This window comes from Stenotrophomonas sp. TEPEL, assembly GCF_004348785.1.
GTDB lineage: Bacteria > Pseudomonadota > Gammaproteobacteria > Xanthomonadales > Xanthomonadaceae > Stenotrophomonas > Stenotrophomonas indicatrix.
This window is the reverse complement of the sequence record NZ_QQXJ01000001.1, coordinates 2840072-2854468: the sequence shown is the minus strand read 5'-3', so window position 1 is coordinate 2854468 and position 14397 is coordinate 2840072. Positions and strand designations below refer to the sequence as shown.

The window sequence follows — 14397 nt, the reverse complement described above, 5'->3', positions numbered from 1 at the left end:
GAAAGGGGTTGGGCCGGCATGGTGGCCGGCCCGTGTGACAGTGTCCTGTCGTCGCGCCATCGGCAGCGGACAGGAAAGGTGGGCGCGTAGCGCCCACCAGGGCCTGGATCAGGCCTGGGCTTCGCCCTTGTCGGCAGCAGCCTTCTTGGCCGGAGCGCGGCGAGCCGGCTTGCCTTCTTCGGCCGGAGCGTCGGCGAACTCTTCTTCACGGACGGTGGCAGCGTGCGGTGCAGCAGCCTTGCCTTCCAGCACGGCGTCAGCAGCGGCGCGCGCGTACAGCTGCACGGCACGGATGGCGTCGTCGTTGCCCGGGATCGCGTAATCCACCAGTTCCGGGTTGTAGTTGGTATCGACGACAGCGATCACCGGGATGCCGAGCTTCTTGGCTTCCTTGATGGCGATGTCTTCGTGGCCGATGTCGATGACGAAGATCGCGTCCGGCAGGCGGTTCATGTCCTTGATGCCGCCCAGCGAGGCTTCCAGCTTGTCGCGCTCGCGACGCAGGCCCAGCACTTCGTGCTTGACCAGCTTCTCGAAGGTGCCGTCGGTTTCACCGGCTTCCAGTTCCTTCAGGCGGGCAACCGACTGCTTGACGGTACGGAAGTTGGTCAGGGTGCCGCCCAGCCAACGCTGGTTCATGAACGGCATGCCGCAACGCTCGGCTTCTTCGCGGATCGACTCGCGCGCGCTGCGCTTGGTGCCCAGGAACAGGATGGTGCCGCGCTTCTGGGCAACCGACGAGATGAAGTTCATCGCGTCGTTGAACAGCGGGACGGTCTTTTCCAGATTGATGATGTGGATCTTGCCGCGGGCGCCGAAGATGTACGGAGCCATTTTCGGGTTCCAGTAGCGGGTCTGGTGGCCGAAGTGGACGCCGGCTTCCAGCATCTGACGCATGGTGACCTGGGGCATTGCAGAACTCCTGATGGGGAACCGGCGATTCCGCCCGCGGGATAGGTATGCGGGACGCGTGGAAGCGCTGATGGTTCCGGGGTTGGGCTTCCCTGTTGCCTCCGTGGCCGAACTCCTTGCGGAGCACCCCGGCACGGATGGGGGCAGCAGGTGTGGATTCACCGGTGACGTCCGGTGTGGACGGCGTCCCGCGCACAGGGCGGCAGGACATCCGGGCAATTATAGCCCGCTTGGCTGGCTCGCCGCAATTGGGGGTAACGATGGGGTCAGAATCACGTCTGCGCCATCCTGCAGGCGGACGTGGAAGCGGCCACCGGCATAGCCATCGGCGCGCGGCGGCAATGACCACTGGCGCCGCCTGGCCGCCAGCACGTAGCCGGCAAGGCCGGGCAGCAACAGGCTGCGTTGGCCGTCGGCCGTCTCATAGCTCAGGTCGCTCAGGCGTGCGTGTCCAGTACCGCCGTTCTGCAGTCGCAGCATCGGCTGCGATGCGCCGGCCATCACCTCGACCTGCAGGCGGGGCCGCGCCGGGGAGGATGGTTCGCCACGGAACAGTGGCAGCGAATAGCGCGGCATGCCGGCTTCGGCCGGTGCCAGGATGATACGGAACGCCTGTTCGGCGGCCACGGGCACGGAAGAGGCCGGCAGCAACCACACGCGCTGGCGGGCGCCGGCCGGCAGGTCCAGCAGGGTCGGGCTTGCCAGTACCTGCCCGCTGCGCTGCAGGTGTTCCGCATCCTGTTGCTGGTCCCACGCCCAGACCTGCAGTTGCCCGCGCCAGTGCCCGGGGCCAGGATTGCGCAGCCACAGCTCGGTCCGCCCCTGCGCAGCCGGCAGGTGCAGGGTGGTCGGCACCAGCTCCAGCGCCTGCGCCTGCGCGGGAACGGGCAGCACGGCGGCCAGCAGAAGCAGCAGCCTGCGCATCCGCATCAGTAGTAGGTGGTGGGCGGTTCGGGCAGCGAATGCCCCCGTTCGTCCTGCACTGGCGGGGCCAGTTCACGGACCTGGGGCGGCAGGTGACCGCCGTCGCTGTGCTGCTGCGGCACCGGGCAACGTGAGGCGCTGTCAGGACCGGCGCAGCCTTCCACCACGACCAGGCGGATCTGCAGCGGAGCAGGTACCGGTTCTGCCCACGCTGCCGGGCTGGCAATGGCCATCGCCCCGATCAGTACTCCCCGAACCACCTGCGATCCACCGTGTTGTCGACTTGATGCGCGGTATCGGCCGGCAGGCTGGATTCTGTAGAGCGGGCTCCCCTCAATAAGTGATCGTCACCTGCACCAGATCGTTGTAGGTGCCCGCCGGAGGTTGTCCGGCCACAGGGGGCACGCGCCCGAATATGTTCAGCGTCTGCGCGCTGCCGGTGCCGGGGCCGCTGACCGTGTCCAGCGCAAGCGTGTTGCCCCAGCGCTGGCTGCGCGCTGCATCGCGATACAGCTCGTAAGGCAGGTAATAGCTGTTGCCGCCGATGGTGGTGCGCATGCGCCGGGTGGTGGTCAGGGCCGGATTGTTCTGGCCGTTGTTCAGGCCGACCTGGTAGGCGGTGCGCTTGAGGCAGGTCAGGGTCAGGGTGGCGGTCTGGTCGATGTTGCCGGGAATGCCGCCGGTGACCGTGCCGAAGTTCAGGTCCGTGGTCAGGTAGCTGCCGCACTGCGGCAGCACGGTAGCCGTGGTGTTGAAGGCGAAAGCGTTGCTGGCGCTGTTGGTGCCGGTCGCGCCGCCGTTGCAGGTGGCCGGCACGGTGGCGTTGCCCAGCAGTACCTCGTTCCAGGCCCAGGTCAGCACCACGTTGGCGCCGCTGAAGGTGCTGCTGTAGCTGCCCGATGCCAGCACCTGGTTGGCCGGGATCTGCGCGAACAACTGCACGCTCTGCGCGCCGCTGCCGCCGGTCAGCAAAGGCACGTTGTAGGTCATGGTCAGCTCCTGCGCCGGCGGTACGCCGCGTGGGGTCAGGCCGGTCACCTGGCTGTAGTTGGAGGTGTTGTAGAGCTGGAAATTGAGGGTGTCACCGCTGCCGTTGACCATCGTTCGCCACGGCGTGGTGGTGCTGCCGCCAGTGCCGCTGCCGATGCCCACGCAGACACGCACGCCGGTGGTGGCGAGCAGGCTCAGCGCGGCGGTGGTGCAGGTCACGGTGATGTTCAGGGTGCCCGAGGTCGGGCCGGCCGCGCCGCTGTTGACGTTGCCGAACGGCAGCAGGGCGTCCGCGGTTGCCGTGCATACGGCCGCGCCGCGGGCCGGCAGGCTGGGCACCAGGCCTGCAAGCAGCAGCACGCCCGCCAGCAGCAGGCGCAGGCTCATGGCGCCACCTCCGGCACGCATTGCAGCGGGGCTGGGCGCGGCCGTGCCCCCGCAGCGACCACCTGTGGCGACGCCGGTACCCGCGCACGGCACTGGCCACGGCTGGTGGTGATGTACAGCACGGTGCCAGCGGCCACGTCCTCCAGGTACAGCAGGCCGTCGTAGCCGACCGACGCCTGGCGGCCATCGGCCAGCTGCACCTCGCTGCCGGCTTCCAGCGGCTGGCCGGCCATGTCCTGCAGGGTGAGGGTCAGCGAAGGTCGCGAACGCAGGTTGAAGGTCAACCGGGTGCCGGCGCGCTGGCGGGGTGTCACCCAGTCCTCGATGCGATCGGCGCGCATGTCCGCCGGCAGGTCCAGGGTGTCGATGGAGACGCGGTTGCGCTGCCAGGACAGCAGCGGGCTGATCAGCAGCAGGCCACGCTCGTCGGTGGCACCGATCAGGCGGTTCTCAAGCCGCACCGGCACACCGCCGATGCCATTGGTGCTGACCACCGCGAAGGCATCAGCGACTTCGCGGGCGGCAAAGGTGTGCCCGGCCATCCACACCAGGCTGCCGCTGGCGCTGCCATAGGCATGGTTGAGGCCCGCCTGGCGCGAGGCACCGAAGGCGTAGCGGCCGACATCGTTGAGGATGCCGACTTCGGCCAGGCCGCCGCTGCCGCCGTCGCCATGGCGGACCTGCGCGCGCCAACCGATACCGCCGGCGCTGCCATCGCCCGGCACCGGCTGGGTGACATCGGCAACCCAGCTCTGGCTGTCACCGTTGCGCTGGCTGGACAGGCTGGCCTGGCGGTTGTTGCCCAGGCTCGCGGTCAGCGACAGGTAGACACTGCGGTCATCGCTGTTGTCCAGGTTCTGGTTGACCGACAGGTAGGCCGACCAGCGCTGGCTCCAGCTGCGGGACCAGAACAGGCTGGCGTAGCGGTTGTCCTCGCCGTCGGGGTAGCGCAGGCGCAGATAGCTGGCGCTGAGCGTGCCCAGGCGCAGCAGGTCCAGGCCGACCGTGGCCTGCTCGCTGATGCTGGGCGGCAGGTTGGCCTGCAGTGCGCCCAGGTCGCGGTAGTCACCGTGGCTGCGCACGCTGCGCAGGTTGAAATTGAAGCGCCGGTTGTTCCAGCTGTACCCCAGCGCCCACTGTCCGCCCTGCAGGCCCTGGTAGCGGCTATGGGCATAAGCGGCATTGAGCACGCCGGCGCCGCCCAGCAGCCACCAGCCACCCACGCCGGCCTGGGCCAGGCCGCCGCCGCCCTCGGCATGGGCTTCGCCGGTGAATGTGTCGCTGACGCCGCCACGCCAGCTGGCGCTTGCCACGGTACGGCCGTCGTAGGCAAAGGAGCGTTCGCCGAAGTCCTCGCGCAGCTGGCCAATACCGAGTGACCAGTCCGACAGGCCCTTGGCCAGCAGCTGCTGGGTGCCGTAGAAGCTGAAATCCAGGGTCTGCATGCGGCCGAAGGCATCGGTGACCACCACCTGCGCGCTGCCGGTGCCGCTGATGCCCGGTTGCGCCGCCAGCTGGAACGGCCCGACCGGTACCTGGCCGCTGTACTGGCGCAGGCCATCGACATACAGCTCGACCGTCGATGGCACCACCGCCTGACCGAGGAAGGCCGGAGTCGGGGCAAGGACACGGTACGGCTGCAGCCCGTAATTGCGGCCGATCTGGATGCCGCCCAAGCGGACCGGCCGGCTCCAGTCGACAAAGCCGCTGTAGAAATCGCCCACCTCCAGGGTCAGCGCCTTGTCCGGGAAGTCCAGCGTCCAGCGCGTATCGAGGCGTACGCTTTCGCTGCGCCAGTGCCGCTCGCCGGTCTGGTAGCGACGGCTGACCGCGGTGTTCTCGAAGGTGCCGGCCCCTATGCCGAACACCCGCAGCTCAGAGCTCAGGGTCAGGTTGCCGAGGCTGTCGACGCGGCTGCCATACAGGTCGTAGTTGAGCAGGACGCCGGGCGAGGCACTGCCGCGCGGGGCACGGACCTGCGGGCGGCTGAGCACGGTCGTGGGCAGGGTCAACTGGTCCAGTGGCACGTCCAGCGTGAGGGTCTGCAGCTGCGCGTCATAGCGCACCACCGCACCGCTGATCTGGTCGAGGTACACCGGGGCATCGCCGCTGGCGTTGAAGCCAAGCTGGCGCAGGACCTCGGGGCTGGCCTGCAGGCGGCCACGGTTGTCCGTGAAGGGCAGCAGGCCGCGGGGCGTGCTGTTGAGGGTCACGTCCAGGTACAGCGTCTGGTTGACCGTGAGTGGGGTTGGTGGCGGCAGCAGGGCATCGGCGGAGACCCCGGAGACATCGGCTGCATGGGCCACCGGGGACAGGGCCGCACCGAGCGCTGCGCTCATCAGCGCCTCAGCGAGCCGGTGGCGGCGGCAGCGACGTCTGTTCCGACTCGCCATTGAGCTTGGCCGTGATCTGGTCGTTGTCGGCATCGATCGCCGTACGCTGCAGCGGCCAGCGCATGACCTGGCCGGGCAGCACATAGCCCAGCAGGCCGGGATGGACGATGCGCGGCCGCTCCTTGCTACCCAGGGCGAGGTCGGCGATCTGCGCATAGCTGTTGCCGGCATTGCCTACTTCCACGCCGTTGCGACCGTCGTCCAGCCGCACCAGACGAGCATGCAGCTGCGGCGCCAGGCGGCTGCCTGCATCAGGTTGCACGAACACCGGGATCGAATAACGCAGCACGAACTGCATGCCTTCGCTGCGCGTGGCCAGATCGGGCACCTCATCGACGATCAGCCGGTAGTGCTGCTGCACAGCCGGTGCGTCGGCCACGGCGCGGATGACCCGTACCAGCTGCTGCTGGCCGGCGGCCAGTTCCTGCATCGGTGGCGTGGCCAGCAGGTCCTCGGTGGGCAGCAGCTGCTCGTCGCCGTCCTGCTGTACCCAGCGGAATACCCGCACCTGCAGCTTCACCGGCGAGGTGCCGCTGTTGGTCAGCCACAGTTCGCCGGCGCGCTGGCGGGCCTCCAGCTGCAGGCTGGTGGGCGCGACCTGCAGGCTGGTCGCCGAGGCCGCGGTGACCCCGAGCAGCAGGCAGAAGGCGAGCAGCGCCACGCCGGTGGCGCGCCACGGGCGGGATCCGTCCATGTGGGCGTGCTCCATCAATAGGTGATCGTGGCGGTGACGGTATCCAGGTAGTTGCCGGTGGCAGCGTTGGCCGTGCTCAGGTTGAGGATCTGGCCGTAGACGATGTAGGGCACCGCCAGGCCGGTGCCGATACCGGCCTGGGTATTGGTGCCCGTGGTGGCGCCCCACACCAGGGTATGTGCGGCATCCTGGTAGAGCTGGTAGCCCACGTAGTTGTTGGCCGTCACTGCTGCGTTGGTGTTCTTCATCCGCCGCGTGGTGACGTCATTGGCCGTGCCGGCATTGGCACCGGCGTTGAGCGAGATGGTGTACGGGGTCAGCGCCGAACACTGCGCGGTTACGGTGCCCTGGCCCAGGGTCGGGGTGGCCGTGGTGGAGGCGGCGGTGCCGAAGTCGACGTTGGTGGCGGCGGCCGCAGTGATGGTGCAGGCCTTGGTGACCACCAGGGTGACGTTGAACGTGGTGGTGTCGGCGGCGGCGGCCGGGCCTGCCACCAGCAGGGCCAAGGCCCAAACCAAAGGGGAACGAACGGTGGATCGCATGGACAACCTCCCTGACCCGAAGGTCTGTTGAACAGCGCGAAGTCGGCACGTTTGGCGCCGATTTGAGGACGGCGGGGCCAGCGTAGGCACCGCAAGTGTCTGTATTCCGTGAGAATCAGACGATCGAAAGGGTGCGGCTCATCACGCTTTCACCTTCCTTGCCGGATCCGTGCATGGCCCGTACCGCCAGTTGGGTGGCGTTCGTTCAGATTGCGGCCGGATCGGCGATAATGGCCGCCATGAGCGTGAATATCAAAACCCCGCAGGAAATCGAGATGATGCGCATCGCCGGCCGCCTGGCCAGCGAAGTGCTCGACATCGTCACCCCCCACGTCAAGCCCGGTGTCACGACCGAGGAACTGGACCGCATCTGCCACGACCACATCGTGAACGTGCAGGGCGCCATTCCGGCCAACGTCGGCTACCGCGGCTTCCCCAAGACCGTTTGCACCTCGGTCAACAATGTCATCTGCCACGGCATTCCCAGCGAAGGGAAGGTCCTCAAGGATGGCGACATCATCAACATCGACGTCACCGTCATCAAGGACGGCTGGCATGGCGACACCAGCCGCATGTACTTCGTCGGCACCCCGTCGGTGATGGCCAAGCGCCTGGTCGACACCACCTATGAAGCGATGTGGCGCGGCATCCGTGCGGTGCGCCCGGGCGCCACCCTGGGCGACATCGGCCATGCGATCCAGAGCTATGCCGAAGGCGAGCGTTTCAGCGTGGTGCGCGAGTACTGCGGCCACGGCATCGGCAAGGTCTACCACGATGAGCCGCAGGTGGTGCATTACGGCCGTCCGGGCCAGGGCCTGGTGCTGCAGCCCGGCATGACCTTCACCATCGAGCCGATGATCAACGAGGGCACCCGCTACAACAAGGTGCTGCCCGATGGCTGGACCGTGGTGACCAAGGACCGCAAGCTGTCGGCACAGTGGGAGCACATGATCGCCGTCACCGAGACCGGCGTGGACGTGTTGACCCTGTCGCCGGGCGAGTCGCAGGTCTCCTGACGATGCTGCCGGCGAGTTCGCTGCTGGACACGCCGGCCGCGTCGCTCAACGACCCGGACTGGGCTGCTGCCGCGCGCGATGCGCTGCAGCAGGCCGATACGCGCCTGTACCGCCGCTTCGACCAGGGTGACAACATCGAGCGCCTGCTGGCATTGCGCGCGCGCGCGGCCGATCACCTGATCCGCCATGCGTGGCAGCGTTGCCTGCCGACCGACAGTGGCCTGTCGCTGTTTGCGGTCGGAGGCTATGGGCGCGGTGAACTGTTCCCGCGCTCGGACATCGACCTGCTGGTGTTCGGCGATCCGCAGGCGCAGCTGGGCCATGAGGAGGCGCTCGCGCGCCTGTTCGCGCTGCTGTGGGATTGCGGCCTGGCGGTCAGTCATGCGGTGCGTTCGGGCGGGCAGTGCAGCGAGGCTGCAACGGACCAGACCGTGCTGACGGCGTTGATCGAAGCGCGCCCGCTGATGGCCGATGAGGCGGCGCGGCGTGCGCTGCGTGCCGCGGTGGATGACCGCGAACTGTGGCCGCCGCGTGCGTTCTTCCTGGCCAAGCTGGAGGAACTGCGCAACCGCCACCAGCGTTTCGGCGATACCGCCGACAACCTGGAGCCGGACCTGAAGGATGGCCCCGGCGGCCTGCGCGATCTGAACACGCTGGGCTGGATGGCGCTGCGTGCGTTTGGCGTGCGCGATCTGGAAGCGCTGGTCGGCCTGGGCCACCTGGGCGCTGACGAGGCTGCGGCGCTGAAGCGCGAACGTGCGGTGCTGGCGCGACTGCGCTTCGGCCTGCATCTGGTGGCGCGACGCCCGGAAGAGCGCCTGCGCTTCGATTACCAGAAGACCCTGGCCGCGCGCCTGGGCTTTGAAGACGACGCCGAGAGCCTGGGCGTCGAGAAGATGATGCAGGGCTTCTACCGCGCCGCTTCGGTGGTGCGGCGGATCAGTGATCGTCTGCTGCAGCGTTTCGAGGAACAGTTCGATGGCGAGGCACAGCCCGAGCCGCTGACGGTGGGGTTCGCGCTGCGCCGTGGCTACCTGGCGGCCAACGATGCCGACTGGCCGAATGCTGACATAGGCCAGGTCTTCGCGCTGTTCGCCAGCTGGGCGAACAATCCGCAGATCCGTGGCCTGCATTCGTTGACCGCGCGCGCGCTGGCCGAATCGCTGCCGTTGCTGCCTGCCTATGACCAGGCAGACGCTGATGCGCGCGAACAGTTCATGGCCCTGCTGCGTGGCCAGCGCCCGGTCGACACGCTTTCGCGCATGGCGCGGCTGGGCGTGCTCGGGCAGTGGATTCCCGCATTCGCCCAGGTCAGCGGACGCATGCAGTTCGACCTGTTCCATGTCTACACCGTCGACCAGCACACGCTGATGGTCCTGCGCAACATGGGGCTGTTTGCCAGCAGTCGGGCCGATGAACGTTTCTCGATCGCCCACGAAGTCTGGCCGCGCCTGCGCAAGCCGGAACTGCTGCTGCTGGCCGGCCTGTTCCACGACATCGCCAAAGGCCGCGGCGGCGATCATTCCGAACTGGGCGCGGTCGATGCACGGGCGTTCTGCCACGCGCAGGGGCTGAGTGGTTCGGATACCGAACTGGTGGCCTGGCTGGTCGAACAGCACCTGCGGATGTCGGTGACCGCGCAGAAGCAGGACATCGCCGATGCGGACGTGATCCATCGCTTCGCGACCCTGGTCGGCAGCCGCGACCGCTTGGATTACCTCTATCTGCTGACCTGCGCCGACATCGCCGGGACCAGCCCGAAGCTGTGGAACGCGTGGAAGGACCGGTTGCTGGCCGATCTGTACTTCGCTACCCGCCGCGCGCTGCGCGAGGGCCTGGAGCATCCGGTGCCGGCCGCCGAGCGCGTGGCCGAAGCGCGCGACAGCGTGCGTGCACTGGTGCGCGAGCAGGGCTACGACGATGCCACCATCGATCGCCAGTTCGCGGTGATGCCCGACGAAGGCTTCATCCGCCTGCGCCCGGAACAGCTGGCATGGCAGGCTGCCGCGCTGATACCGATCAAGCAGGGCCAGACGCTGGTGAAGGTTCGCCGGATCAGCGTCGACGACCCGGCGCTGGAAGTGTTCGTGCATTCGCCGGACCGTGACGGCCTGTTCGCCGCGATCGTGATGACCCTGGACCGCAAGGGCTATGGCATCCACCGCGCGCGCGTGCTGGATGGTCCGGCAGACACGATTTTCGATAATTTTGAAGTGAGCCCGGCCGACACGTTTGCCGATGGCAGCAGCGCCAACCTGGAAGCGGCCCTGCGCGAGGCGCTCAGTGGTGACCTGGCGCGGCTGCGTCCCTCGCGACGGGTGGTGCCACGCCAGCTGCGCCACTTCCGTTTCGCCCCGCGCATCGAGTTCCGCGATGAACCCGGTGCGACCCGTTTTGCCCTGGTCGCGCCCGACCGCCCCGGCCTGCTGGCCGACGTGGCGTTTGTGCTGCGCAACCAGGGACTGCGCGTGCAGGACGCGCGCATTGCCACATTCGGCGAACGCGCCGAAGACACCTTCGTGATCAGTGACGAACACGACCTCCCCCTGACTGAATCCGCCCGGCAGCAGCTGCATGACGCAATGCTGGCCTGCCTGGACCCTGATCGAAACGCCGGAGACCCCGCCTGATGGCCACCAAGCCTGCAAAGAAGACTGCCGCGACTGCCAAGAGCGCAGCAGCCAGAAAGACCACTGCCGCTGAGCCGGTTGCGAAGAAGACTGCCGCGCCGAAGAAGACTGCGGTGAAGAAGGCTGCGGTGAAGAAGGCCCCGGCCAAGACCGCAGAAGCTGCGCGCGCCGAAAACATTGCACGCAAGTCGCTGCGCAAGCCGGCCGGGCCGGGCGTGGAAGAATTGAAGTTCGGCATCGAAAGCGCTTTCGAGCGCCGCGCCACGCTGACCCTGCATGAACTGGAAGGCTCGACCCGGCCGCTGGTCAACCGCGTGATCGACGGCCTGGAAAGCGGCGAGTTCCGCGTCGCCGAACCCGATGGCCATGGTGGCTGGAAGGTCAACGAATGGCTGAAGAAGGCGGTGCTGCTGTATTTCCGCGTCAACGACATGGCCGTGGTCGACGCACGGCCGGCACCGTTCTGGGACAAGGTCGAATCGCGCTTTGCCGGCTATGACGAGGCCAAGTTCCGCCGTGGCGGCGTGCGCGTGGTGCCGGGTGCGATCGCCCGTCGCGGCACGTATTTCGGCAAGGACGTGGTGCTGATGCCGAGCTTCACCAACATCGGCGCCTACGTCGGCGAAGGCACCATGGTCGACACCTGGGCCACCGTCGGTTCCTGCGCGCAGATCGGCCAGCACTGCCACCTGTCCGGTGGTGCCGGCATCGGCGGCGTGCTCGAGCCGCTGCAGGCCAGCCCGACCATCATTGAAGACCATTGCTTCATCGGGGCGCGTTCGGAAGTGGTGGAGGGCGTGGTCGTCGGCCATCACAGCGTGATCGGCATGGGCGTGTTCCTCAGCCAGAGCACCCGCATCTACAACCGCGCCACCGGCGAAATCAGCTACGGCTACATTCCGCCGTACAGCGTGGTGGTGTCCGGCTCGCTGCCGAGCAAGGACGGTACGCACTCGCTGTACTGCGCGGTGATCGTCAAGCAGGTCGATGCCCGCACCCGCAGCAAGACCAGCGTCAACGACCTGCTGCGCGGCCTGGCCGACTGACGGGGCCGCACGCATGAGCACCACCGTCCATGGTCTGAAGAACTGCGATACCTGCAAGAAGGCGACCAAGTGGCTGGACCGCTTCGGCGTGCCGTACACCTTCGTCGACTACCGCGACAACAAACCCAGCCCGGAAACGCTGCTGGAATGGGCTGCCCAGCTGGGTGGCCTGGCAGCGATGGTCAACCGGTCCTCCACCACCTGGCGGCAGCTGCCGGACAACCGCAAGGCCGCCGATTCGGAGGCGGAGTGGAAGCTGCTGCTGCGCGAGTACCCGCAGTTGATCAAGCGGCCGCTGGTGGTGACTGCCGACGGCAGGGTCAGCCAGGGTTTCAGCGACAACGGCTTCAAGGCGCGCTTCGGCGTGGGCGGCGCGTGAGCGCCGTCCTCGACTTGGCCTGCGATCTGATTGCTCGGCCGTCGGTGACCCCGGACGATGCCGGTTGCCAGGCGCTGGTTGCGGAACGTCTGCAGGCGGCCGGTTTTACCTGTGAGCACCTGCGGCTGGGCGAGGTCGACAACCTGTGGGCCACGCACGGCAGCGGCGCGCCGGTGCTGGTCCTGCTGGGCCATACCGACGTGGTGCCGCCGGGCCCGCGCGAGGCGTGGCAGAGCGATCCGTTCGCGCCACAGATCCGCGATGGCGTGCTGTACGGTCGCGGCACCGCCGACATGAAAGGCAGCGTGGCCGCGTTCGTGATCGCTGCCGAACAGTTCGTTGCGGCCCATCCGCAGCACACCGGCACGCTGGCGGTGCTGCTGACCAGCGATGAGGAAGGCGATGCGATCGATGGTGTGCGCCATGTCGCGCGGCTGTTCGCCGAGCGTGGCCAGCGCATCGACTGGTGCATCACCGGCGAGCCATCCTCCACCGCCACGCTGGGTGACCTGCTGCGCGTGGGACGTCGCGGCAGCCTGTCGGCCAAGCTGCGCGTGCAGGGCGTGCAGGGCCACGTGGCCTACCCGGACAAGGCGCGCAATCCGATTCATCTTGCCGCGCCGATGCTGGCCGAACTGAGCGCACGGCGCTGGGACGAGGGCTATGAGAGCTTCCCGTCGACCAGCCTGCAGATCTCCAACATCCATGCCGGCACCGGTGCCAACAACGTGATTCCCGGTGAGCTGGAGGTGGATTTCAACATCCGCTACAACCCGCACTGGGATGCAGCGAAGCTGGAAGCGGAAATCACTGCGCTGCTGGACCGCCATGATCTGCAGTACACGCTGAAGTGGCACCGCAGTGGCGAGCCGTTCTACACCCCCGAAGGCACGTTGCGTGCAGCGGCGCGCGCGGTGCTGGCCGAGCACACCGGTCGCGCACCGGAAGAGAGCACCGGTGGTGGCACCTCCGATGCGCGCTTCATCGCACCCCTGGGCGCGCAGTGCATCGAAGTCGGCCCTGTCAACGCCAGCATCCACCAGGTGGATGAGAACGTGCGCGTGGACGAGCTGGAAGCACTGCCGGGGCTGTACCAGCGACTGGTGGAGCGGTTGCTGGTGTGATCCGCCTCGCCGGGCATGGCCCGGCGCTACCGGGGTGAGCGTGCGGATGCTGGTGTGATGCGCGTCGCCGGGCATGGCCCGGCGCTACCAGGNTGAGCGTGCGGATGCTGGTGTGATCCGCCTCGCCGGGCATGGCCCGGCGCTACCGGGGTGAGCGTGGCGCCGGGCCATGCCCGGCGAGCGCAGCGGCGCGCGTCACTCCGAAAAATTGAAGAACGGCGGCTTGATCGCTTCGCGCCAGTAGCTCGGCGCCGCCATGTAGAACTGCTGTGCTTCCGCCTTGGCAAACCAGGCCGCAGCAGCGTCGGTGTCCTTCTCCACGCCCGGCGCACCGCGGCCCAGCAGCAGGCCCGCGAAGTACTGGCCGAACACATTGCCCTTCTCGCCGGCGCGCTGGTACAGCTGCAGCGCACGCGCCGGATCGCGCGGCAGTCCCACGCCCTTCTCCAGCAGCGCGCCCAGGTCCACCTGCGCTTCGGCATCGCCGCGCTCGGCGCGACGCTGGATCTGCGCCACCAGCGGATGCACGCTGTCGCCCTGCGCGGCCACCGCATCCGGCAGTCGCGACGATGAACTCGGGTAGCGCTGGTAGATCATTCCGCGCAGGTCCCAGCGCAGCGCCTGTTGCGCGTCGCCACGCTGGCGATAGGCCTTGGCGAGTTCGTGGAACGCATAGGGATTGCCGTGGTAGGCCGCCGCCAGATGGGCGCGTTCGCCACGCCGCCAGGACGTGCGCAGCACCGGCGCAGGGTTGATGTGGGGGCTGTCGGCATACCGCAGCGTGCCGGAGATCCAGATCCGGCCCAGGGCTTCTTCCGCCTTGGTGTTGTGGAAGGTCCAGGGGGTGACCGCTGCGGCACGCTCGTAATAGGCGATGGCGCGCGGATCGTTGAAGCGCTCGAAGGTTTCCGCGGTATCAAAGGCCCCCTCGAAGCTGCCGTCGGTTCCGCGTTGTTCCAGGCTCTGCTGCTGAGCCGGCGGAAGGGGCGAGGGTGGGGGCAGGGTCTGGCAGGCGGCCAAGCCCAGGCAGATCAGGGCGGCCAGAGCCGCGTTGCGTCCATTGCGGTGTTGCATTGCCATTGCACGTTTCACGGCGGGCCATTATGCGCTCTGCGCAGTGGTTGCCAACGCAACGGTTGCGCCGTGCCGGAAAGCGGGGTAGGGTCGATGCCATGTCGATCCGCCTGGCCACCGCCGTCAACAACAGCAACCGCAATAATCTGCGTGCGAATAATCGTGCGCGGCCGATGCGGGACTGCGCTCTGGGTAGATAGACAGCAACATACGCCCGGACACCAGAAAACCCGCATCGGCCGATGCGGGTTTTTTTGTGCCCGGGCGCAGCCCCACCCGGGCCTGG

13 protein-coding genes are annotated in these 14397 nt (G+C 67.8%); 5 read left to right on the top strand and 8 right to left on the bottom strand.

The annotated features are described in order from the left end of the window. Nucleotides 1-108: 108 nt before the first annotated feature. From rpsB to TEP_RS12945, 7 genes are all read right to left on the bottom strand, one after another. Nucleotides 109-912, bottom strand: a complete 804-nt coding sequence (gene rpsB / locus TEP_RS12975; RefSeq protein WP_093817755.1) for a 30S ribosomal protein S2 — start codon at nt 910-912, stop codon at nt 109-111. A gap of 219 nt (nt 913-1131) precedes the next feature. Next, nucleotides 1132-1836 carry a fimbria/pilus periplasmic chaperone gene (locus TEP_RS12970; protein WP_132825537.1) on the bottom strand — a complete coding sequence of 235 codons (705 nt, stop codon included), beginning with the start codon at nt 1834-1836 and terminating at the stop codon, nt 1132-1134. 5 nt (nt 1837-1841) lie between these two features. Beyond that, nucleotides 1842-2069, bottom strand: a complete 228-nt coding sequence (locus tag TEP_RS12965) for a hypothetical protein (protein ID WP_165933927.1) — start codon at nt 2067-2069, stop codon at nt 1842-1844. 100 nt (nt 2070-2169) lie between these two features. Then, complete coding sequence (locus TEP_RS12960) at nt 2170-3207, bottom strand: spore coat U domain-containing protein (RefSeq protein WP_132826535.1); 1038 nt, start codon at nt 3205-3207, stop codon at nt 2170-2172. Nucleotides 3208-3209: 2 nt separating this feature from the next. Continuing rightward, nucleotides 3210-5552 (bottom strand): fimbria/pilus outer membrane usher protein, encoded by a 2343-nt coding sequence (locus tag TEP_RS12955; RefSeq protein WP_132825535.1) that lies wholly within the window; start codon nt 5550-5552, stop codon nt 3210-3212. A gap of 7 nt (nt 5553-5559) precedes the next feature. After that, the gene (locus TEP_RS12950) at nt 5560-6315 is read right to left on the bottom strand and encodes a molecular chaperone (RefSeq protein WP_132825534.1); all 756 of its coding nucleotides are present in this window, start codon (nt 6313-6315) and stop codon (nt 5560-5562) included. After that, entirely contained in the window at nt 6315-6842 is a 528-nt protein-coding gene (locus tag TEP_RS12945) for a spore coat U domain-containing protein (RefSeq protein WP_132825533.1), read from the bottom strand. Before TEP_RS12945 ends, TEP_RS12950 begins: the two co-directional genes overlap by 1 nt. A gap of 173 nt (nt 6843-7015) precedes the next feature. Here TEP_RS12945 and map point away from each other — a divergent pair, with 173 nt between their 5' ends. From map to dapE, 5 genes are read left to right on the top strand one after another with little or no spacing between them, the layout of a single operon-like run. Beyond that, nucleotides 7016-7858, top strand: a complete 843-nt coding sequence (map, locus tag TEP_RS12940) for a type I methionyl aminopeptidase (protein WP_132825532.1) — start codon at nt 7016-7018, stop codon at nt 7856-7858. Nucleotides 7859-7860: 2 nt separating this feature from the next. Continuing rightward, nucleotides 7861-10488, top strand: coding sequence for a [protein-PII] uridylyltransferase (locus TEP_RS12935; protein WP_132825531.1), 2628 nt, complete (start codon nt 7861-7863; stop codon nt 10486-10488). After that, a complete protein-coding gene (gene dapD, locus TEP_RS12930; protein ID WP_132825530.1) occupies nt 10488-11534 on the top strand; it encodes a 2,3,4,5-tetrahydropyridine-2,6-dicarboxylate N-succinyltransferase in 1047 nt (348 codons plus the stop codon). The genes TEP_RS12935 and dapD overlap by 1 nt, the downstream gene beginning before the upstream one ends. Before the next feature lie 13 nt (nt 11535-11547). After that, nucleotides 11548-11913 carry an arsenate reductase gene (locus tag TEP_RS12925; RefSeq protein ID WP_132825529.1) on the top strand — a complete coding sequence of 122 codons (366 nt, stop codon included), beginning with the start codon at nt 11548-11550 and terminating at the stop codon, nt 11911-11913. Beyond that, a complete protein-coding gene (gene dapE / locus TEP_RS12920; protein ID WP_132825528.1) occupies nt 11910-13037 on the top strand; it encodes a succinyl-diaminopimelate desuccinylase in 1128 nt (375 codons plus the stop codon). The genes TEP_RS12925 and dapE overlap by 4 nt, the downstream gene beginning before the upstream one ends. Nucleotides 13038-13232: 195 nt before the next feature. On the opposite strand, the gene TEP_RS12915 is transcribed toward dapE, so the two are convergent. Next, complete coding sequence (locus TEP_RS12915) at nt 13233-14111, bottom strand: SEL1-like repeat protein (protein WP_132826534.1); 879 nt, start codon at nt 14109-14111, stop codon at nt 13233-13235. Nucleotides 14112-14397: the final 286 nt, after the last annotated feature.

Excerpts from the sequence above, each read along its gene's own strand:
- TEP_RS12945 (WP_132825533.1), bottom strand. The coding sequence starts at position 6,842 with ATGCGATCCACCGTTCGTTCCCCTTTGGTTTGGGCCTTGGCCCTGCTG.
- TEP_RS12915 (WP_132826534.1), bottom strand. The coding sequence starts at position 14,111 with ATGCAACACCGCAATGGACGCAACGCGGCTCTGGCCGCCCTGATCTGC.
- rpsB (WP_093817755.1), bottom strand. The coding sequence starts at position 912 with ATGCCCCAGGTCACCATGCGTCAGATGCTGGAAGCCGGCGTCCACTTC.
- TEP_RS12965 (WP_165933927.1), bottom strand. The coding sequence starts at position 2,069 with ATGGCCATTGCCAGCCCGGCAGCGTGGGCAGAACCGGTACCTGCTCCG.
- TEP_RS12925 (WP_132825529.1), top strand. The coding sequence starts at position 11,548 with ATGAGCACCACCGTCCATGGTCTGAAGAACTGCGATACCTGCAAGAAG.
- dapD (WP_132825530.1), top strand. The coding sequence starts at position 10,488 with ATGGCCACCAAGCCTGCAAAGAAGACTGCCGCGACTGCCAAGAGCGCA.
- TEP_RS12950 (WP_132825534.1), bottom strand. The coding sequence starts at position 6,315 with ATGGAGCACGCCCACATGGACGGATCCCGCCCGTGGCGCGCCACCGGC.
- TEP_RS12935 (WP_132825531.1), top strand. The coding sequence starts at position 7,861 with ATGCTGCCGGCGAGTTCGCTGCTGGACACGCCGGCCGCGTCGCTCAAC.
- TEP_RS12970 (WP_132825537.1), bottom strand. The coding sequence starts at position 1,836 with ATGCGCAGGCTGCTGCTTCTGCTGGCCGCCGTGCTGCCCGTTCCCGCG.
- map (WP_132825532.1), top strand. The coding sequence starts at position 7,016 with ATGGCCCGTACCGCCAGTTGGGTGGCGTTCGTTCAGATTGCGGCCGGA.
- TEP_RS12955 (WP_132825535.1), bottom strand. The coding sequence starts at position 5,552 with ATGAGCGCAGCGCTCGGTGCGGCCCTGTCCCCGGTGGCCCATGCAGCC.